Genomic DNA, 19,982 nt, shown 5'->3' with positions numbered 1-19,982 from the left:
TACGATTCCCGCATGCGCGAGAATGACGATAGTTAGTAGACGATCGCCTTAGGGGTAGCGGCAAATATGTTTGTGAAAATAGCGAATGCATTCAGGATTCCCGCATGCGCGAGAATGACGACCGCAAGTTAAAACTGAAAAGATTGCTTCAGCTCGCTCTCCCCCAGCTTCGCAATGACGGATTTAACGCATTCCCTGCATCATGCTATTTAAACCCCCGCTATCTGCACCCTGCTTTCTGCTCCCTGTTATCCGGCCTAGGAAATGATGGAAGGAGAAAACGTTAAAGCTTTATCGTTACCTATTCCTTCATCACTGCATTGAGGCAGCACACACTTTTCGCCCCTTCGGCGGAACTTGTGCTGACGACCAAAAAGCTTTAACGAATTTATTCGACATCAGTTCCAAGCCTTGATTTTTGGTTACCTTTTTATCAAGAAAAAGGTAAAAGCCCTTCGGTGGCCAACCGAGGCAAGCCCGAGCGGAGCGAAAACATTAAGATTTCCGCATGCGCGAGAATGACGACAGTATTTCATCAAATTAAAAATCCCTTTAAACAAAAAATGCCTTCCGAATTTGGAAGGCATTTTATTATGATTTGGAAGTCTATTATTTTAGAAAGAATAAGTCAAACCGCCGAAAATGTTAAATCCATTTGCCTGGTAAAATAAGTACCTGCTGTAATTGGTATTTAAGATATTATTTGCTTTGGCAAAAACAGAGAATTTTTTATTAATCCTGTAATCAGCACCCAGACCTAAATCTACATATCCTTTAACAGTTTCAATTAATTCAATATTGGTGTTTGGGATCACGTATTGTGAGGCAGGAACAGGTGTACCGGTATACACTTTAGCTTTTACATCATCCTGTATAACAACCGCTGCATTAAAGCTTAATTTCTTATTTAAGGTATACATAAAATTCGAACTTACTTTTAAGCCGGGTTTAAACCATGAGTAAGTTTCAGAAGCAGGTTTCCAATCATCAAGGTTCAGTTTACCGGTCCATTTTAATGCATCGCTTACCTGTATCGAGATTTCACCTTCCAGTCCTGTCAATTTTGTTTTACCAAAATCGTAAATTACATCAAACTTGTTAAAATCAGTAAAGTTGTTTACAAACAATGGCATATCATCAAATTGTTTTACATAGATACGCGCCTTGTAACCAAAGCCAGGTCCGCCAGTACCTTTAATACCCGCACTGAAACTTAATTTCTCTACTGTGTTTTTAACTAAGATGTTGCTGTTTAACCAAGGGTTTTCATCAGTAAAGCCTTTTAACGAATTTCTGTTTACATCACCCTTAACCTCTCCAAAAACCTGTAAATAATCAGGAATTAAAGTAAAGTCGGCAGTAACAGCGGGGAATATTTTAGAGCTGCTGTAGGCACCAAACTCCTGTACAAAGTTAATTCCCGCAGTTATTTTAGCTCCTTTAACCTGTAAACGGATGTATGGATTTAAGCGCAAAAGGTTATTGCCAACGCTGGTTAAAGCATCTTTTGTATTCCCAAATTCGGTTGAAGCAGCCAAGCCCAGGTTTAAAGAATTAATACGTTTGTTAACATAGCCGTTTAGGCTCAGGTAGTTTTCTTTTGCACTAAACTTATCATTCCAGATGTAGCCATTCGCTTTTAAGGCATAACTAAAAGCATCTTCATCTTCGGTAAAGTTTTTTACCAGTTCACCTTCCAGTTCAATTGTGGTGAGTGCCTGTTTATCAGGATTAGGGTTTAACGTTGGGCGGGCATCATCTATACCATAAAAATACGTGCCATTACGTTCAAAGTTAATGCGGCCACTAACGGTATTCTGGTCTAAAATACTGCGACCAAAAACACTCAACTGCTGGTTGCTGCTGTTCTGTTTGTTCAGCTTTCCTTCCTGACTAAAGTGTTTAAAATAACCACCAACCTGTAAACCTTCATCTTTACCGGTGTTAAAATAAGCTTCGCCCAAAAGGGTAGCCAGTGAACCGAATGCACCTTTTACATAATTGTTAACCAAAATGCTTTCTTTTTCTTCAGCCAGGGCCTGTGCCTGTAACTTCTGAATATCACTGTTCAATTCCAGCTTCCTATCCAGAATGCTGTAGTTCAGTTTTGCCTTATAGGTTTTAACATCGTCTAAATTCGGACTTCTTCTCAGCTTTACAGCCTCTGCCAAAATTGGTTTATAAGGGCGTACTACCTCAATTTCTTCATTTACAACACCTTTTTCTTCAGGCTTTTTATCCTGCGCCTGTGCAGTCATTAATCCAGCAGCTAACAAAAACAGTGAACTATATATATATTTAATTGATTTCATAATGCTACTTCTTCTGGTTTAGTTTTTCAAGTTTTTCTTTGGCTGTAGGGATGATATCATCCTTGCCTTCGTAATTATCAATTATACTGAGAAGTGTGCTTTTTGCCTGTAAATTATCTTTCAGTGCCACGTAGTTATCAGATAAAAGTATAAAAGCTTTTGCTACCCAATAATCGTAAGAAGCCATGTTATTGATCAGATCGAAACAGGTTTTAGATGAAGTTTTGAAATCACCTTTATCGTATTCTAATAAAGCCAGATTGTATTTTGCTTCTGCTGCAGCAATGGTTTTTGTTTTAGCCACTACATTTTTAAATTCTTTTACCGCAGTAGTGGTATCGCCTTTTAGCAAATAAGCTTTACCAGAGTATAGACTAGAGCTGTTTTTTTCTTCCTCAGAAGCCTTTTCAGATTCTTTGGTAAGCTGGGCATATTTAAGCATGTCATCAGGCATATTTAAAGCCGTATAAGCTTTTAACAGGTTATTGATGGCAAAGCTATAGTGCGATTTGTAATCGGTTGTGGTTTCTAATCTTTTCAGGTAAACTATTGCCTCATTGTATTTCTTTTGATTTAAAAACAAGGTCGAAATACTCACCAATGAGCGTTCCGTATAATCACTTGTCCAATCGTTTAAAATAAATTCGTAATCAGGAATGGCTTCGTCAGGGCGACCAAGTTTAACGAGCGATTCTGCCCTGATAAATTTAGCTTCCTTCTCATGGTTTGCCTTCGGAAATTTATCAAAATAAGCATTAACAGCCTGAAATGCACCGTTGGCATCGCCTTTTAAATAAGTATTGTTGGCGGCAGCAAAAACGATATTATCCTGTTCAGAGCCAGAGTAGTTACCAAGAGGGGTAGTGGCTGCATAAGTAATAAAACCGTTTGCATCGCCTCGGTCTACATAAATATTTTTGATCGACTCCATAGCTTGTTTGGCTTCATCAGCAGTAGGGTAATCGCGGATTACCTTTTTAAATGATTCTAAAGCAGCATCGTCCTGGTCCTGGTTGTACTGTACCAAACCAATGGTTACCAAAGCCTTTGCCACATAACTGCTGCGTGGGTATTTGGCTACAAGCGCTACAAGATCTGATTTAGATTTATCAAAATCGCCTTTATTGAAATAAGTATAAGCCGTTTCGAAACCAGCATCATCAGCATAGTTTGAATTTGGAAAAGTATTTAACAAACTCTGCATGGTTGCAATTTTTGCATCATACTGGTTTTCCAACCCCTGGATCATTCCTTTCTGGAAAGTGGCATAATCTTCTGAAGTGGTTTTGCGACTGATGATCTTATTGTAATTTGCCATTGCATCGCCGTAACTTTTATTCACAAAATACGAATCGGCTAAACGGATGGTGGCATCATCAATTGTTTTTTGGTCTTTATCATTTCCTGAAAGGAATTTTTCGAAGTAGGTAGCTGCTTTGCTATATTTCTCATCTTCGAAAGCCGCATAAGCCAGGGCATAATTTGCAAAATTGTAAACGCCGGTTTTATCAGCATCAGGCATTTTCAAAAACTTTTCAAAAGTACTTACTGCTTCACCAAATTTGCGCAATTCGTACATCGATTCAGCTTTCCAATAAGTATTTAAAGCATTGATTTCATTGTCTTCAGGAAACTTTTCTGACCGTAAAAACATTGATAATGCATTCGGGAATGCTCTTTCGTTATAAAACTCCAGTCCACGGAAATACGTAACCTTTTGATAAGCTTCTTTAGCCTCTAAATTTTTATCCGGAATGGGTTCGAGGATATCAACTGCTGCCTGATAATTTTTGGTTGTTAATAAAACCTCACCCAATAAAGTTTTGGCTTCATTAATCTTACGCGATTTAGGGAAAGTTTTTAAGAAACCTTGTGTTGCTTCTAAAGCCTGCTGGTGAAATTCCAATTCGTAACTTAATTTGGCATAGTTTAACCATGCTTCTTCCTGTATACCCTTATCAAAACTTAAACGCGAAGCCCTGAAAAAGGCACTCTGCGCTTTTTGTTTATTGCCCAGCTGGATAAAGGCTTTACCCAGGGTATGCATACCGTTTTGCAGGTATATATCGTCGTTATTCAGTTTTTCTAAAACTGCAACAGATTCTTTGTACTTTTTATTCTGGAATAAGGAGTAACCGTATTGATAAATGAAAAGGTTGTTTTTAGTCTCACTTTTATCCTTTGCATAATATTCAGCAAAATATTTTTCTGCATTTTTAAATTCAGATTTTGCAAAGTAAGATGCTGCAATCAAACTTAACATTTCTGGTTCAAACTGCTGCTTTGTTTTTTGAATAGAAGCCAAAGCATAGCTGATTACATCATCGTAACGCTCATCAAGATAGTACATCGAAGTGATGTAATACGGATAGCTTGCCTCATAAGTAGGGGAGCCCTTTAACTTTTCGAAATTGGCTAATGCTGTTTTATACTCTTTATTTAAGTAGTTGATGTAAGCAAAATAGTAAGTGGCGCTTTCCTGAAAATCGCCCTCATCTTTTTTAACTTTTTCGAATAATGGTTCTGCTTTATCATATTCTTTCAATTCGAAGTAAGCATAACCCTGTTTAAACTGGTATTCGTTTCTTTGCTTACCTGAAAGCGTAGAAGGATCTGTTTTTTCGAACCACTCTAACGCTTTTTTATAGTTTTTCTGGTTGAAATAAGTTTTTCCAACGTAGAAATAAGCCAGTTTAGTGTTCGGGTTTAACGGGTAATCACGGATAAATGCCTGAAATAAACTTTCGGCATCAGCATTGGTTAACTCCAGTGCGCAAACAGCAGCATAGAATTTTGCATTTTCTTTAAGTAAAGATAACTCGGCATTACTTTCAGTTTGGGTAGAAGGTTTATAACGTTGCAGCTCAACTAGTTTAAACTGTTGTGCAGCCGCAGTGTATTTCTCTTTGTCTAATAATTCTAAGCCCGTTTGATAGTTTTTGTTGAGGTTCTGCACAGCGCTAACCTGAGCGTAGGTGCTAAAACTTCCAGCTAAAAATAGCGGAATTAGTAAGTATTTTTTCTGCATTGGTTTCAAATATGGTTGGTACTAAATTATAAATAGTATCAAAGCTTATCAACAGAAGTAATTAACATCTGTTAATAACACAAATTAACGACGGGATTTTTGGTTTGGTATTGAAGGGTATACGAATGTGGAAAAGTTGAATGGTTCATTGTTTTAATGGTTGGTTACCTACGGATGATGGTTTGATAGTTCATAATTGATGGCCAAGTGGTTAAACTAACAGTTTATGAGTAGGTTGCCAGTGTTTATGGTTCAAAGCTTACTGGGTAATCCGTTATCGCTATCTAGCTATTTACCATGAACTATTAACCAAAACTTTATGGATTGGCGTAGTTTACCATCCACTAATGAACGTTAAGACTCAGGAATAATGACTTCGCACTGAGGACTCCAAACTCCAAACTCCCCACTCGAAACTAACCCTGGCTTGCCAACAAATACAGCACGGCCATTCGTACGGCAACACCATTTTCTACCTGTTCTAAAATGATCGATTGTTTACTATCGGCAACATCACTGGTAATCTCTACGCCGCGGTTAATCGGGCCTGGGTGCATTACAATGATTTCTTTATCAAGGTTATCTAAAATCTGTTTGTTTAAGCCGTACATCATGGCATATTCTCTTAATGAAGGAAAATATTTAATGTCTTGCCGTTCCAGTTGAATACGCAGCATGTTGGCCACATCGCACCAGTTTAAGGCCTTAATTAAGTTGTGCTCTACTTTTACACCCAATTGATGAATGTGTTTTGGAATTAATGTTGTTGGTCCGCAAACCATTACCTCAGCACCTAAACGCTGCAGGCAGAGGATGTTTGAAATGGCTACGCGAGAGTGCAGGATATCGCCAACAATTACCACTTTTTTACCTGCAACATCGCCCAGTTTCTGGCGGATGGAGAAAGCATCCAGTAGTGCCTGCGTTGGGTGTTCGTGCGCACCATCGCCTGCATTTACAATCTGTGCTTTAACATGTTTACTTAAAAACTGACCAGCACCAGCGTAAGGATGTCGCATTACCACCATGTCAACCTTCATGGAAAGGATATTGTTTACCGTATCGATAAGGGTTTCGCCTTTACTTACTGATGAAGAAGAAGCAGCGAAATTCACTACATCGGCCGAAAGCCTTTTTTCTGCAAGTTCGAACGAAAGTTTGGTACGGGTTGAGTTTTCGAAGAAAATATTGGCAATTGTAATGTCGCGGAGCGATGGAACCTTTTTAATCGGTCGGTTAATCACTTCCTTAAAATTATCTGCAGTTTCGAAAATCAATTCGATATCATTCCGGTTAATATCTTTAATGCCTAAAAGATGTCGGGTTGATAGTTTTTCTGCTGCCATTTTTATTTATTGTTTTCCGATATTAAAATCACTTTATCTTCACTTCCTTCACTCGCCCAGGTTACTTTTACCTGTTGCGAATTTAAGCTATCTACCTTTTGTCCGATATAATCGGGTTCGATAGGTAAATGCCTGCTAAACCTGCGGTCTATTAAAACCAAAAGTTCTACTTTCTCCGGGCGGCCATATGCAAGCAAGGCATCAAGCGCCGCTCTGATGGTTCTGCCTGTCCAAAGTACATCGTCAATTAAAATTACTTTTTTGCCTTCAATTATAAAATCGATAGAATTGCTGCTCGCCGTAACCAAACCGTCTTTACGACGGAAATCATCTCTAAAAAAGGTAATATCAAGGTTTCCCTTTAATATTTTCTTGCTTTTAAGAATCTGTTCAAGTTCCTGGTGAATACGGTCTGCCAAAAAAATACCCCTCGGCTGGATGCCAATTAAAACGGTATTTGCGAAATCGTCGTGGTTTTCAATTAATTGATGGCAAAGCCTCTTAATTGTAATCTGAATTTTTTGTCCGTCAAGAAGTGTTTTCTTTTGCATTGAAGAAGGATTGGGCAAATATATAAAAATGTTTCAAGGTAGGAAAGTTGAAATCGGATTGTTTTAATTTTGATTGCTAAAAGGTTCTATTCCAGTATTAAAAATTCGATCCAGTCTGTGTTTTCTTTCATTAGACGTTTAGATGCACTTCTTTTACCAGATTATAAAATTGGTTGAAGTAATCCTGGATAAAAATAGGATTATGGTTATTTGTTTTTAGTAATTATTAGAAAATTATATGCTTGTTAAACCTTGGTAATTGATGATTATTGCACACCGTTATCCCTCTTATTGCCAATAAGGCAATTAAAATAAATTGGAATTATACATAAAGCTGATTTTTATTGCTGCGTTAATGGCTAACTTTATTTAATGGGGCAACCGGTAATTTTTTTTGATGGTGTTTGTAATTTATGCAATGCATCCGTGCAGTTTGTCATCGGACATGATGTAAAAAACCAGTTTCATTTTTCGGCATTACAGGGAGATTATGCTAAAGAAATCTTGGCGAAATTTAACGTAAATCCAGAAAAGCTTAATACAATTTTATTATTGGAGGGTGATAAAGTATATACCAAATCGTCAGCGGCAATAAGAATTGCTAAAAAACTCAATGGATTTATTCCTGTGCTTTCTGTATTTCTGATTGTTCCAAAATTTATCCGCGATTGGTTTTACGATATCATTGCCAAAAACCGTTACCGTTGGTGGGGAAAAGAAGAAAAGCTGCTGGGTGCCTACTCCTGAACTGAAAAGCAAGTTTTACTGATTGTTTTTCTTCCTGCCGGGAGACCATAACCAAAGCGACAGGAGAATAAGTGGTATGCAGATACTTAAAGAAATTACAATTAAAATCGGACGCTGCTTCATCATGTCTGCCTCATGAGATAAGAAAACATATACCGCTTCTTTGATGGCAAACAAGGTAATGATGGTAGAAAGGACGGCAAATAGTTTACGCATGATTTTGTTTTGAATGCAAAGATTGCATTTATTTTTAAAATTTAAGCAGGTATTCATTGGGAGTTAACTGCAAACATATACTTTATATGTATTCTCCTGCTAACTGAAGCGTAGCGCAAAGCTGGGCATTAATTTATTCTGCATCTATCGTGCCTGGACCCTGAAAAAATTCAAGGTGAGGTAATAAAAACAAAAAGGCCAGCCGGATTGCTCCAAACTGACCTCTATTTAAACTAACTAACTAAAACTATTCTGCCGTTTTTACAGGAACTAAATTATCCAACTCTTCTGCTGTAAATAAACGGTAATGAATCTTGAACGTTTTTTGAAGGGGCGTTTCCAGCGAGAAGCCGCCAACACCAAATCCATCCAATACATCCAATGTAAAATGAGAGAATTTCCAGTACTCAAATAAATCCCTGTCTACCCAAAATTCACAGCCTTCTACTTCTCCCAAACAAACATCACGCATGCGCAGGTAATAGCCACCTTTTTCGAAACATTGTGGTTGTGTTCCTTCGCAACATCCGCCTGCCTGATAGAACATGAGTGCTCCGTGTTTTTCTTTTAGTACTTCAATCAGTTCTTTCGCTTTTTCCGTACTGTCTATTCGCTCGATCATGATTATTTATCGTTAAGGGTTAATAGTTTCATGGTTGATAGCCATGCTGCCTGTTTCATGTCTGTTTTCTAATCTGCTAAGCTACTGTAATAACTCATAAGCCATGAACCACTAGGTTGTTACCGTAAACGATAAGCTATTAACCAACAAACCATCAACTATTATTTACTAAAAGAAACCTAATTTATTTTTATCATAAGAAATCAGCATGTTTTTAGTTTGGCGATAATGCCCCAACATCATTTTATGGTTTTCTCTTCCTACACCCGATTGCTTGTAGCCACCAAAAGGGACCTGCAGGGTAAGCGTGGTATTGGTTTACCCAAACCCGGCCAGCCTGGATAGCTCTCGGAACCTGATACAGCTCGTGGGCATCACGAGTCCATACGCCGGCACCCAAACCATATAAAGTATCGTTTGCAATTTCAATAGCTTCTTCAACGGTTTTAAAGGTGGTTACAGCCAATACAGGACCGAAAATTTCTTCCTGAAAAATCCGCATTTTATTGTGGCCTTTAAAAATGGTTGGTTTAATGTAGTAACCACCGCCCAGTTCGCCAGGCAGTTCGTTTACTTCTCCGCCAGTTAAAATTTCTGCACCTTCTTCTTTTCCCAATTTAATGTACTGAGCAATTTTTTCGTATTGAATTTTCGAAGCCTGTGCACCCATCATTACTGTTCTATCCAAAGGACTGCCAATTTTAATGGCTTCAGTTCTTTCAATAACTTTGGCGATAAATTTTTCATAAATATCTTCCTGGATCAATAACCTTGATGGGCATGTACAAATTTCGCCCTGGTTTAAGGCAAACATTACCGCTCCTTCTACCGCTTTATCTAAAAAGGCATCATCTTCGGCCATTACCGAACTAAAAAATACATTTGGCGATTTTCCACCAAGTTCCAGTGTAACCGGGATAATATTTTCGGTAGCATATTGCATCACCAAACGGCCGGTAGGGGTAGAGCCTGTAAATGCGGCCTTAGAAACTTTGGGGTTGGTTACCAATGCCCGGCCTAGTTCTGCACCAAATCCGTTTACCACATTTACCACTCCCGGAGGCAATAAATCGCCAATTAATTCCATTAAAACCATAATCGAAATTGGTGTACTTTCTGCTGGTTTTAACACCACGCAATTGCCGGCGGCAAGGGCAGGAGCCAGTTTCCAGATGCCCATTAATAATGGAAAGTTCCACGGAATAATTTGTGCCACTACGCCAATTGGTTCATGTACAATAAGCGAAACGGTATTGTGGTCGAGTTCTGATAACGAACCCTCTTCGGCACGAATTACACCAGCAAAATACCTGAAATGGTCTATACCCAAAGGTAAATCTGCAGCCAATGTTTCTCTAACCGCTTTGCCATTATCAATGGTTTCTACCGTGGCCAGGTATTCCAAATTGTCTTCCATCCGTTGGGCAATCTTATTTAAAATAATGCTTCTTTCGGTTGAAGAGGTTTTGCTCCAGGTTTTAAAAGCCTCATGCGCGGCATCAACGGCTAATGCTAAATCTTCTTTGGTAGAGTGTGCGGCTTTGGTAAAAACTTTACCATCAATGGGTGAAATGTTATCGAAATAAGCACCTTTAACAGGAGCTACAAATTTCCCGCCGATATAATTATCGTAATGGGACTTGAATGATGGTTTCTCAATTAAATTTTCCATAATTATTATTGATTATTTGTACTTAAAAAGCCATTATGAGCAAATTGTAACAAGAAATTTTAATTGATTGCTCATAATGATTTTTGCGGTAATTAGATTTGGTTAATACAAACCTAATGGCAATGCCAATGGTGCAGATAGTACAATCGAATCAATTGGTAGCACTATTATTTCAGCTGTTGTAACCAATTTGAAACCATAGTGATAGGAGAGCGTTATAGGCAACATTAAGGTAGAATTATATAGGTTGCTTATAATTTGCGACTGCAATTTGCTGATTGAAATAGTTATATTTGATTTAAGTAAAACATATCTAACCAAATTTTCTCGGTTTATGCAACATACATTAGATCAGGTGAAACTAAGTGCTTCGGAAACGTTGCAAACTTTGGTAGAAAACAGAACATCCTATACCCTGGAGCGGTGCGAATTGAATGTTTTTGAAACCTATACCCAATCGTACAAGGTACCGCTTACTTTTAACGATTTTGTAATTACCAGTATGCTGAGGGGTAAAAAAGTAATGCATTTATTCGATAAAAAAGGTTTTGATTACTTTCCCGGTCAAACCGTGATTGTTCCGCCTGCCGTTACCATGGAAATAGATTTTCCTGAAGCCACAAACATTAATCCTACCCAATGTATTGCCCTTGCTATTGATCAGGAACAGATTCAGAAAACAATTGTTTATTTGAACGAATTTTTTCCAAAAGATGGAAGTAACGAAAAGTGGTTGCTTAATTATGATGAATACCATTTTTATAACAACGAAGAAATTGCCTACCTCATTAATAAAGTAATCAGAATCTGTTCCGAACGGACAAAAGAAAAGGATGTTTTGGCAGATTTAACTTTAAAAGAACTGTTGGTACGCATTATGCAAACTCAAAACCTTAAAACCATTAGCGATGAAGGCTATAACCTGAATCAAAATCCATTGGCTTTTGTGTTGAATTATATTAAAACAAACCTCAGTGAGAAAATTAGTATCAACAGTTTGAGTGATAAGGCCTGCATGAGCAAAGCTACTTTTTACAGGCTGTTTAAGCGGGAATTGGGGATCAGTCCAAACGATTTTATTTTAACAGAAAAAATTAATAAAGCTAAAATTTTACTCGCACAGCCTGGCACAAAAGTCGCGTCCATTAGTTATGAGCTGGGTTTTGGTGATGCCAACTATTTCATCAGGGCTTTTAAAAAGGTAGTAGGCATTACCCCCGGGGCTTATCAGCTTCAGATTGCTAAACAATTGATTCACTAATTTTCCAGGTACCGTTTGGAGTAGGTAATTCCCATTAAATCGTAGCGTTTAAACTGTGTTTTCAACCTTTTTTGGAAATCCGGATAATTCCGTTTTTCTTTTGGACTCCACAAAATTTCGCTCAAGGCATCTAATCTTGGGAATAATAAATACTGCACCTTTTCCGGGCTGTTAATGTACTCGCTCCACAAACATCCTTGTCCGCCCCAAATATATGTAGCCTGTTCTGCCGTGAGTTCAGCAGGTACAGGTTCATAATTGTACACATCAATTAATGGCGAAAACTTATTTGCTGTAAGGCTATCTTCTTTTATAAATTGAGCGTGATTGAAATACATTTTATCTTCAGGCGTCATAATGGCTTTGTGTTTCTGCTTGGCCGCATCAACACCACCTTTTTCCCCCTGCCAGCTCATTACGATTGCATTTGGTGCCAATCCTCCCTGTAAAATTTCGTTCCAGCCAATAATCGTTTTACCTTTACTGTTTACAAATTTTTCCATTCGACGGATAAAATAACTCTGAAGTTCGCTTTCATTTTTTAAACCGTTTGCGCTCATTATTTCCTGAGAAACGGCAGATTGTTTCCACCATATTTTAGAAGCTTCATCTCCACCAAGGTGAATGTATTGCGACGGGAATAAAGCCATTACTTCTGTTAATACATTTTCCAGAAATTTAAAAGTGGTATCTGATGCCTGAAGTACATTATTGTATTTGTTCATCATCCCCCAGGTTTGGGCAACTTCATACTTTTTATTTGGTTCGGTACCCAATTCAGGGTAAGCAGCCAATAAAGCCATACTGTGCGCGGGCATTTCAATTTCAGGTATAATCGTGATGTAGCGTTTGGCAGCGTAATCAATCACATCCTTAATCTCGTTCTGGGTGTAAAACCCACCGTGTTTAATACCATCAGTTTTGAGTACCGCATCATTTGGTGTAATCTTCACTGTTTTTGGCAATACCTGATATTTTATATTCTCGTTTCCTTTTCCAGGCCATAAGCCAATAATACTTCCATCTCGCCAGGCACCAATCTCGGTAAGTTTTGGGTATTTTTTAATTTCAATCCGCCAGCCATGGTCATCAGTTAAATGCCAATGGAAATAATTCATTTTATGTAATGCTAAATAATCGATGTACTGTTTTACAAAATCTACATTAAAAAAATGGCGACTAACATCGAGGTGCATGCCACGGTAACCAAAGCGGGGATAATCGATAATATCTACTGATGGAATACTGATTTCTTTATCAGTATTTGTTGGTAATAACTGTATAATGGTTTGAACTGCGTAAAATAAACCCTGTGGAGAAGAAGCACCTGCATTAACTGTGGAAGATGATACAGATACAAAGTATTTATCGGAGTTTTTATACAATTGATCTGAAATAATGAGATTAATGGCATTTCCCTTAGTTCCCACTAGATTATTACTTACTTTTAAGTTAAGATTGTAATGATTGGCAATATAATTTTTAAGAAAGATAGCAGCGTTCACCGCTGTAGAATCCAATATTCTGATCGTGGTACTATTGTTAATTTTGAATTTATCTGACGGAAAAGCTCCGGGCCTTAATTCTACGGGTTGGGGAATTATATTCACTTCCTGTGCAGAAAGTTTAAACGAAATAATTGATAAAAACAAAAAGATAAATTTCTTCATTACAAGGGATTTTCCTTTTCAAAAATAATAATTATAGACGGATGAAAGGAAAAGGTTTGGTAGAACGAACTACTATGTTACATAAACCCGATAGGATGAATGCCGTTTTTTACGGCAGAAAGTAAAGCGGGGCTGTATTTACCGATGAGCACTAGCTTTCCTTTTCTAATCATTATTATTTAATATATCAGGATTTAAGAAAATATAAGCTCCTGCGTTCTTCTCAATTGCATTAATGAGATTGCTTCGGCAGCTGAAAAGCCTTCCTGTATCCGGTAGCTATCGGGTGACGATTCATAGGAGGAAGTCCGTGCGTGCTGTGTTTCCGTGGCAAAAGCATGATCAAAAAAAAATCCCGATAACTTTCGCTATCGGGATTAATATAATCAGTTAAAAAGAACTAGCCTTTTTTAGCTTTGCTTTCTTCGCCTTCTAATTGCGATTTCAATTGAGCCAATACGTCTAAGTCTCCTAAAGTAGATTTCTCTACAGAATCTTTAACTTTTTTAACCGCAGTTACAGCAGCCTTAGCTTCTTTTTTCTTAGCATTTCTTTCTTCTGCTACAGCTTCAGCTTTAACCTCTTCCCAAATACGGGCGTGAGATACTACAATGCGTTTTGCTTCTTTGTTGAATTCAATGATTTTGAAGTCATTGGTTTCTTCAGCTTTAACTGAAGTACCATCTTCTTTAACCATGTGTTTAGTTGGTACGAAACCTTCTACACCATATGGTAAAGCAATAACAGCACCTTTATCAGTTACTTTAACAACAGTACCTTGGTGAACCGAATCTAAAGTGAAGATCGTTTCGAAAGTATCCCAAGGGTTTTCTTCCAATTGTTTGTGACCTAAACTTAATTTACGGTTATCAACATCAAGTTCTAAAACAACAACGTCTAATACATCACCAACTTTAGTGAATTCATTAGGGTGGTTTACTTTTTTAGACCATGATAAATCAGAGATGTGGATTAAACCATCAATACCTTCTTCGATTTCAACAAAAACACCGAAGTTAGTCATGTTTTTAACAGTTGCTTTGTGCTTGCTTCCAACTGGGAATTTAGCAGCAACTTCTTGCCATGGATCGTTAGATAATTGTTTAATACCCAAGCTCATTTTGCGCTCGTCTCTATCTAAAGTTAAAACTTCAGCTTCGATCTCATCACCAACTTTTAAGAATTCTTGTGGATTTCTTAAGTTTTGCGACCAGCTCATTTCAGAAACGTGGATTAAACCTTCAACACCTGGGATGATTTCTAAGAAAGCACCATAATCTGCAACAGTTACGATTTTTCCTTTACTTTAGAACCAACTTGAATGTCAGTACTTAAGTTTTCCCAAGGGTGTGGAGTTAATTGTTTTAAGCCTAAAGCGATACGTTTTTTCTCATCATCGAAATCTAAAACAACAACGTTGATTTTCTCATCTAATGATAATACTTCTTTTGGATCCTCTATGCGGCCCCAGAGAAATATCAGTAATGTGAAGTAAACCATCAACACCACCTAAATCGATGAACACACCGAAATCAGTAATGTTTTTAACAGTACCTTCAAGTACCTGACCTTTTTCTAATTTAGAAACGATCTCTACTTTTTGGCTTTCTAAATCGTCTTCAATTAACACTTTATGAGAAACTACTACGTTTTTAAACTCATGGTTAATTTTAACAACTTTGAATTCCATTGTTTTACCCACGTATACATCGTAATCGCGGATAGGTTTAATATCAATTTGAGATCCTGGTAAGAAAGCTTCAACGCCCATGATATCAACAATTAAACCACCTTTAGTACGGCTCTTAACGAAACCGTTGATGATTCTATCATTTTCAAGAGCCTCGTTAATCGCTTCCCATGATCTTTGGGTTTTTGCTCTTTTGCGAGAAAGGATCAATTGACCGTTAGCATCTTCTGGTGCTTCAACGAAAACGTCAACTGAATCGCCGATTTTAAGATCTGGTGTATCACGGAATTCTGAAGTAGAAACTAAACCGTCTGATTTAAAACCTACGTTTAATACTACATCTTTGTTGTTGATTGAAACAACAATACCACTGATAATTTCACCTTTAGTGATCTGATTGAATGTTCCAGCATACATATCTTCAAACTTTTTACGGTCTGCATCATTGTAATTACCGAAGACTTTTTCATCTGCATCCCAATCGAAATCTTCCGATGGTGTAGCCAATGATGATTTGATCGATTCGATCGAAACTGAATCAGCTTCTGATTCAATAGTTTCTTTTTCAGTTAGGCGTCCGCCTTCTCTCCTGAAGTTCAGCTGTTTTTGCTGCTAATTCTTTTTCTGCTACTTGTTTTTTAGCCATTAATTAATTTTCTCCTTTTTTCCCTATTTAGGGACTGCAAAGGTAAAAATATTTTAATTAATAGGAAAGATTTTTTTAATAAATCTTGCTGATTTTTAGCGCTTTATAATTCTCCTCCAATGGAGGGGTGCCTCACAGGCGAGGTGGTCTTTTTCTTTTGCGCAGTCTTTATGATGAAAAATGAATGCTTTTTAGCAAAAATTCGCGTTTTTTCATACTATTTTGAAAATGGCCAATAACAAAATTATTGGCTACCCAGCAAGCGTCCCGATGGGACGACTCGTTGCGTAACAATAAAGGTTGCGGTCGAAAAGATTAATTATTAAAATCAAAGTAAGTGACACATTTGAAGGAAATAAATCCACTCATTGTTTGCAGTACACTACGTTCAAACTCCAGATCAATAAATCAATCTTCTATTTTTTCGTAAACGTACCTCTTGTAAAACCTTCGCCTATTAACGTTTTTTCATCTCTGATTAAGAGCATGATCGTATTTTGCTGATCATACAATTTAATCATATCCCCATCAATTACATATTTGGATGCGAATATCGAATCCTTATAAGCATCGGCTACAGTTACCGAATCTTTAGATTTAAAATCAAAGGTTTTATATTGTATATCTTCATTGCTCGCAAATGTGCCAGAAACTACCTTTTTTGGATAAAAGTAATGTAGCAGAAATACCCGGTAACAAGAATAATTACCACCGAGAAACCAATCAGGGCCTTATTGCCACTCGCATATTTAATTGAGAAATATAAAATGGCAATCAGAATTAAGGCAACTATAACAAAAAAAACAACGTTTGTATAATCTTTATTTTCGTGTGGTACCGATGCAGCAACAGTTCCTTTATTTGCAGCAGGCTTATTTATTGGCGAAATCCGCACTAAAAATTCTTTGCTCACCCAGCCTTCACCATTGGTCACTTTTATTTTATAGAAACTTGCATCTGATGAATCGATAACAGCTACATTTTCATTTTTCGGCAGGTGTCCAACAATTTTACTTTTGGCATCAGCTTTTTCTCTAACCCGTAAATCATCGGTAGTAGTGCGGTACATGTCAACATTTGTTGCTGCCTGGGCGGTGGTACCAGGTTGTGCAGCACTTGGTTGCACTGCATTCGGTTGCGTGGCGGCTGGTTTAGCCACAGGAGCAATTTTTTCAACGAAATCTTTGCTCACCCATCCCTCTTTGTTCTTAAACTTTACTTTATAGAATTTGGCATTGCTGGCATCTGTAACCGTTATATTTTCGCTTTGAGCAATATTACCAATAACTTTGCTTTTCGGATCGCTTGATGCCCTAACGCGTAATTTATCTGCTTTTACACGGTAAATATCCTGCGCATTTAAAGTGATCGAAAAAGTAATGAAGGCAATAAGAATAAATAAGATTCTGGTCATGTTGTTTTTTTATAGATGCTTTAACAGAGCGTTAACTGCAAAAAAAGCATCAATGTTAAGATGCCTGGCGAGCCATTATTATGCCAAAAATAGAAATTCTTTTAGTAAAGCTTCCAGAAGATTTAAAAGATTTTTCAGTGTGCCAGTTAAACAACACTAAAACTGAACCTAAAATAGCTGCAAAAACTATTTTCTTTTGATTACGTACAGTCCATTTGCACCACGATCGCCAATATTCGTTCCATAAGAAAGGATAATAAAGGCAACCTCCGATTTATTTTCAAATGCTTTTGGTACCTTATATAAATCCACACTAATTATCGGTTCGGTAAAAAAAACAACGTCTTTTATTGCAATTTCCTTAAAGCAAATTTCTTCATTTTTATGTTTTACTGTGAGGTAAGCATCTCCTCCCCATGTTTGGGGAAAGCCGCTGTAAGGCGCCCTGCCTTGCAAACGTTCTTTTTTAAAATATTTTAGCACAACCGGATTTGTATTGTCCTTCCAATTGTAACTGAGTTTTTCCTCATTGTTGCGGTTTTTGTAGCTCAACAATGGGTATTTTCCATCAATATTGCTTTTTAAGGGAATAAATCTATTGCCTTTAACCGGAAAACCTTTAAAATCCAACTCGTTATCTGATCCTGTATCCTGGTAAATTCTATTATCATTCTTTTGAGTATTCATGGCCATCCATCCATAGGCCGTTTTAAAGTAGAAGGTTAAATAATCCCAATCTTTACCGGGTTTATACGTAACCGCTAAAGCATTTTTGTAATTGCGCTCAAAATTTTCTTCCCATGCTTTCCCTTCCATTTTAAAATCTTTGTTTAAAAAATTGAGAAAAGGTTGCTTGTTTTTGTTGCCAGAGGTATACCAATCAATAAAATAGTTTGCGCCAAAAACAACACCTTCATTGTGGAAAGTATGTATCGCAGTGGTATCGTTAATTAAAGAGTCCGTTACATTCCCCTTTGCATCAAGTTTATGGTAAACTTCAAAATCCTCGTTTACATGAGCGGTGGTGATGATAAAACCACCGGTTTTGGTATCATAATCAATATTTGCAGGATCAAAAAACAGGTATTCAACTTCGAAATTTGCTGATCCAGCACGATTGTTTAAATATGGATAATTTTTAAGTGCATTTGGGAAGAAGATATTCGATAGTGATATATTAATGGTTGTAAATTTAATAAGGTAAACTATTAATAGTGTGGCCAATACAGCTAAAAAAATCAACATCCTTTTCTTTGTCATAAAATTAGTTACCAGCTACCCCCGGTACCACCGCCACTGCTGCTGCCACCACCCCAGCTACTGCTAGAGGATGAAGATGATGAACTGCCGCCTGATGATGAGCTTGATGAAGAACTGGATTCCACCAACATCGCAAGAGTGATCCATTTAATAAATTCTGTTTTTTTACAGAAACTGCATTCATTAATCAGTTTTGCCTGTCCGTCGTGGCTATATGTAGCTTGCTTAACCGTTACCTGTTTATTTAATTTATAAGTTCTAAAAGCACACTCAGGGCATTCAATATAGCTACTGTATTTTTCTGCCGGCCAGGCTTTAATGATGTGTTCTTTATGGTCAGCACTTTCCCATATATCATAATCGTAAGCTAAAACAACTTCTTCTTTTCGTTGTCCTTCAGTTAAAAATGGTTTGCCTTCAATATTAATATCACGGTCAATACGCGTCATCGGATTGTTTTTACTGTCCATAACCGGTTTAAAACGATCAACTGTTTTGGCGCGTTTTATGAAATGGAGAACAATAGCAAAGAGTATAATTGGCGAAAAAAGTATTAACCACCAGTTTTTCTTATGGAAAACCAAAACAGAATCGAAGAAATTTTTATCATCCTGATGAGCTTTCCGTAGGGCAGAAATGCAGAAGAGGTACCTGAAAAAAAGACCGATGGCTAAAACAGCGAATAAGATATAAGGTATATGTGCACCCCTTATGTTGCTGAAAATATTAAAAGAGCCTGAAAAAACAAAGATAAATACCGAAACAAATACAATAAATATAATTACTCCACAGCCTTTTGCTATGGTAGTATCCCTACTGTTATTCCTGTCAAAACCTTCTATATATAAACCGTTTTTACCTTGCCTGTTTAAAATTTTAAATACACTAAAAAAGACCAGTAATATGGCAATGGATGGCAGCCACCAACTATTTAGCGCATTGCTACCATCGTGCTGGGTAAAAAGCTGGTTTAGTTCCGATTTATTTTCTGGATTTAAAATAATTTCACCAGTTGCATTAATGGTGTTCGTAATACCGGTACTGAAATCATTTTTCCTAAAAGCCGGCAGGAGCTGCTGCTCGGCAATGTGTTTGAGCTTTACATCTGGCAATACACCTTCAATTCCAGTACCGGTAATGAAACGGTATTTTTTCCTGTCTTTGGCAATAAAAAGGAGTAAGCCATTGTTACTGGTTTTGGAGCCAATGCCCCAGGTTTTAAACAGCTCATATGCAAAATCAAAGTCTTCTTGATCAGGGTCAAAATCGTTAACAATTACCACCGCCACCTGAACATTGGTTTCTTGTTCAAAGTGGGCGATAGTGCTGTTCAACGAAGAAATTGCACCTTCATCCAAAATTTTATCAGGATCGCTTACATAACCGCCGCCATTTTTCTTGGGATCAGGAATATCTGCAACCTTATAAGCGGTTTGAGCAAAAGAAATATTAACAGCAAAAAGGAAAAATAATAAGGAAAGCGATTTAAATAGATGAAGTTTGAGCATCGTACAAATTTAGGTGTAAGGTTTTACATCATCTTTTAA

Annotated in this window: 12 protein-coding genes and 2 pseudogenes; 2 read left to right on the top strand and 12 right to left on the bottom strand. The window is 37.3% G+C overall.

The window, feature by feature from the left end:
* Positions 1-614 precede the first annotated feature (614 nt).
* From AC0IWE_RS00470 to pyrR, 4 genes are all read right to left on the bottom strand, one after another.
* Entirely contained in the window at positions 615-2,312 is a 1,698-nt protein-coding gene (locus AC0IWE_RS00470) for a TonB-dependent receptor (protein WP_471791499.1), read from the bottom strand.
* A gap of 4 nt (positions 2,313-2,316) precedes the next feature.
* Positions 2,317-5,340 (bottom strand): tetratricopeptide repeat protein, encoded by a 3,024-nt coding sequence (locus AC0IWE_RS00465; protein WP_471791498.1) that lies wholly within the window; start codon positions 5,338-5,340, stop codon positions 2,317-2,319.
* 416 nt (positions 5,341-5,756) lie between these two features.
* Positions 5,757-6,686 carry an aspartate carbamoyltransferase catalytic subunit gene (locus AC0IWE_RS00460; RefSeq protein WP_029279355.1) on the bottom strand — a complete coding sequence of 310 codons (930 nt, stop codon included), beginning with the start codon at positions 6,684-6,686 and terminating at the stop codon, positions 5,757-5,759.
* Positions 6,687-6,688: 2 nt separating this feature from the next.
* Positions 6,689-7,237, bottom strand: coding sequence for a bifunctional pyr operon transcriptional regulator/uracil phosphoribosyltransferase PyrR (gene pyrR, locus AC0IWE_RS00455; RefSeq protein ID WP_463496387.1), 549 nt, complete (start codon positions 7,235-7,237; stop codon positions 6,689-6,691).
* Positions 7,238-7,609: 372 nt separating this feature from the next.
* On the opposite strand from pyrR, the gene AC0IWE_RS00450 reads away from it, so the two are divergent.
* On the top strand, positions 7,610-7,984 hold the full coding sequence (locus AC0IWE_RS00450; protein ID WP_471791497.1) for a thiol-disulfide oxidoreductase DCC family protein: 375 nt from the start codon (positions 7,610-7,612) through the stop codon (positions 7,982-7,984).
* A gap of 15 nt (positions 7,985-7,999) precedes the next feature.
* Here AC0IWE_RS00450 and AC0IWE_RS00445 read toward each other — a convergent pair whose 3' ends face one another.
* The 3 genes and pseudogenes from AC0IWE_RS00445 to AC0IWE_RS00435 all read right to left on the bottom strand — a co-directional run bounded on the left by AC0IWE_RS00445 (position 8,000) and on the right by AC0IWE_RS00435 (position 10,494).
* Positions 8,000-8,200, bottom strand: coding sequence for a hypothetical protein (locus AC0IWE_RS00445; protein WP_471791496.1), 201 nt, complete (start codon positions 8,198-8,200; stop codon positions 8,000-8,002).
* A 247-nt stretch (positions 8,201-8,447) separates the two neighbouring features.
* Positions 8,448-8,822, bottom strand: a complete 375-nt coding sequence (locus tag AC0IWE_RS00440; RefSeq protein WP_055906491.1) for a DUF779 domain-containing protein — start codon at positions 8,820-8,822, stop codon at positions 8,448-8,450.
* A gap of 168 nt (positions 8,823-8,990) precedes the next feature.
* A pseudogene (locus AC0IWE_RS00435) lies at positions 8,991-10,494 on the bottom strand (aldehyde dehydrogenase family protein).
* A 334-nt stretch (positions 10,495-10,828) separates the two neighbouring features.
* On the opposite strand from AC0IWE_RS00435, the gene AC0IWE_RS00430 reads away from it, so the two are divergent.
* On the top strand, positions 10,829-11,755 hold the full coding sequence (locus AC0IWE_RS00430; protein WP_055906485.1) for an AraC family transcriptional regulator: 927 nt from the start codon (positions 10,829-10,831) through the stop codon (positions 11,753-11,755).
* Here AC0IWE_RS00430 and AC0IWE_RS00425 read toward each other — a convergent pair.
* The 5 genes and pseudogenes from AC0IWE_RS00425 to AC0IWE_RS00405 all read right to left on the bottom strand — a co-directional run bounded on the left by AC0IWE_RS00425 (position 11,752) and on the right by AC0IWE_RS00405 (position 19,943).
* Positions 11,752-13,425: a beta-N-acetylhexosaminidase gene (locus AC0IWE_RS00425; RefSeq protein ID WP_471791495.1), complete on the bottom strand. Its 1,674-nt coding sequence runs from the start codon at positions 13,423-13,425 to the stop codon at positions 11,752-11,754. The two genes, AC0IWE_RS00430 and AC0IWE_RS00425, sit on opposite strands and share 4 nt — an antisense overlap.
* Before the next feature lie 400 nt (positions 13,426-13,825).
* Positions 13,826-15,761, bottom strand: a pseudogene (gene rpsA, locus AC0IWE_RS00420) (30S ribosomal protein S1).
* Between the two features lie 652 nt (positions 15,762-16,413).
* Positions 16,414-17,175 carry an SH3 domain-containing protein gene (locus AC0IWE_RS00415; RefSeq protein WP_471791494.1) on the bottom strand — a complete coding sequence of 254 codons (762 nt, stop codon included), beginning with the start codon at positions 17,173-17,175 and terminating at the stop codon, positions 16,414-16,416.
* Between the two features lie 186 nt (positions 17,176-17,361).
* The gene (locus AC0IWE_RS00410) at positions 17,362-18,435 is read right to left on the bottom strand and encodes a hypothetical protein (protein ID WP_471791493.1); all 1,074 of its coding nucleotides are present in this window, start codon (positions 18,433-18,435) and stop codon (positions 17,362-17,364) included.
* A gap of 8 nt (positions 18,436-18,443) precedes the next feature.
* On the bottom strand, positions 18,444-19,943 hold the full coding sequence (locus AC0IWE_RS00405; RefSeq protein ID WP_471791492.1) for a TPM domain-containing protein: 1,500 nt from the start codon (positions 19,941-19,943) through the stop codon (positions 18,444-18,446).
* Positions 19,944-19,982: the final 39 nt, after the last annotated feature.

Source organism: Pedobacter sp. AC402 (assembly GCF_979252805.1).
The sequence above is the reverse complement of the archived record's forward strand: the minus strand, read 5'-3'. Positions and strand labels throughout refer to the sequence as shown.

What these genes read in the sequence shown, in the direction of transcription:
- AC0IWE_RS00470 (WP_471791499.1), bottom strand. Translation starts at nt 2,312, where the DNA reads ATGAAATCAATTAAATATATATATAGTTCACTGTTTTTGTTAGCTGCT.
- AC0IWE_RS00465 (WP_471791498.1), bottom strand. Translation starts at nt 5,340, where the DNA reads ATGCAGAAAAAATACTTACTAATTCCGCTATTTTTAGCTGGAAGTTTT.
- AC0IWE_RS00460 (WP_029279355.1), bottom strand. Translation starts at nt 6,686, where the DNA reads ATGGCAGCAGAAAAACTATCAACCCGACATCTTTTAGGCATTAAAGAT.
- pyrR (WP_463496387.1), bottom strand. Translation starts at nt 7,237, where the DNA reads ATGCAAAAGAAAACACTTCTTGACGGACAAAAAATTCAGATTACAATT.
- AC0IWE_RS00450 (WP_471791497.1), top strand. Translation starts at nt 7,610, where the DNA reads ATGGGGCAACCGGTAATTTTTTTTGATGGTGTTTGTAATTTATGCAAT.
- AC0IWE_RS00445 (WP_471791496.1), bottom strand. Translation starts at nt 8,200, where the DNA reads ATGCGTAAACTATTTGCCGTCCTTTCTACCATCATTACCTTGTTTGCC.
- AC0IWE_RS00440 (WP_055906491.1), bottom strand. Translation starts at nt 8,822, where the DNA reads ATGATCGAGCGAATAGACAGTACGGAAAAAGCGAAAGAACTGATTGAA.
- AC0IWE_RS00430 (WP_055906485.1), top strand. Translation starts at nt 10,829, where the DNA reads ATGCAACATACATTAGATCAGGTGAAACTAAGTGCTTCGGAAACGTTG.
- AC0IWE_RS00425 (WP_471791495.1), bottom strand. Translation starts at nt 13,425, where the DNA reads ATGAAGAAATTTATCTTTTTGTTTTTATCAATTATTTCGTTTAAACTT.
- AC0IWE_RS00415 (WP_471791494.1), bottom strand. Translation starts at nt 17,175, where the DNA reads ATGACCAGAATCTTATTTATTCTTATTGCCTTCATTACTTTTTCGATC.
- AC0IWE_RS00410 (WP_471791493.1), bottom strand. Translation starts at nt 18,435, where the DNA reads ATGACAAAGAAAAGGATGTTGATTTTTTTAGCTGTATTGGCCACACTA.
- AC0IWE_RS00405 (WP_471791492.1), bottom strand. Translation starts at nt 19,943, where the DNA reads ATGCTCAAACTTCATCTATTTAAATCGCTTTCCTTATTATTTTTCCTT.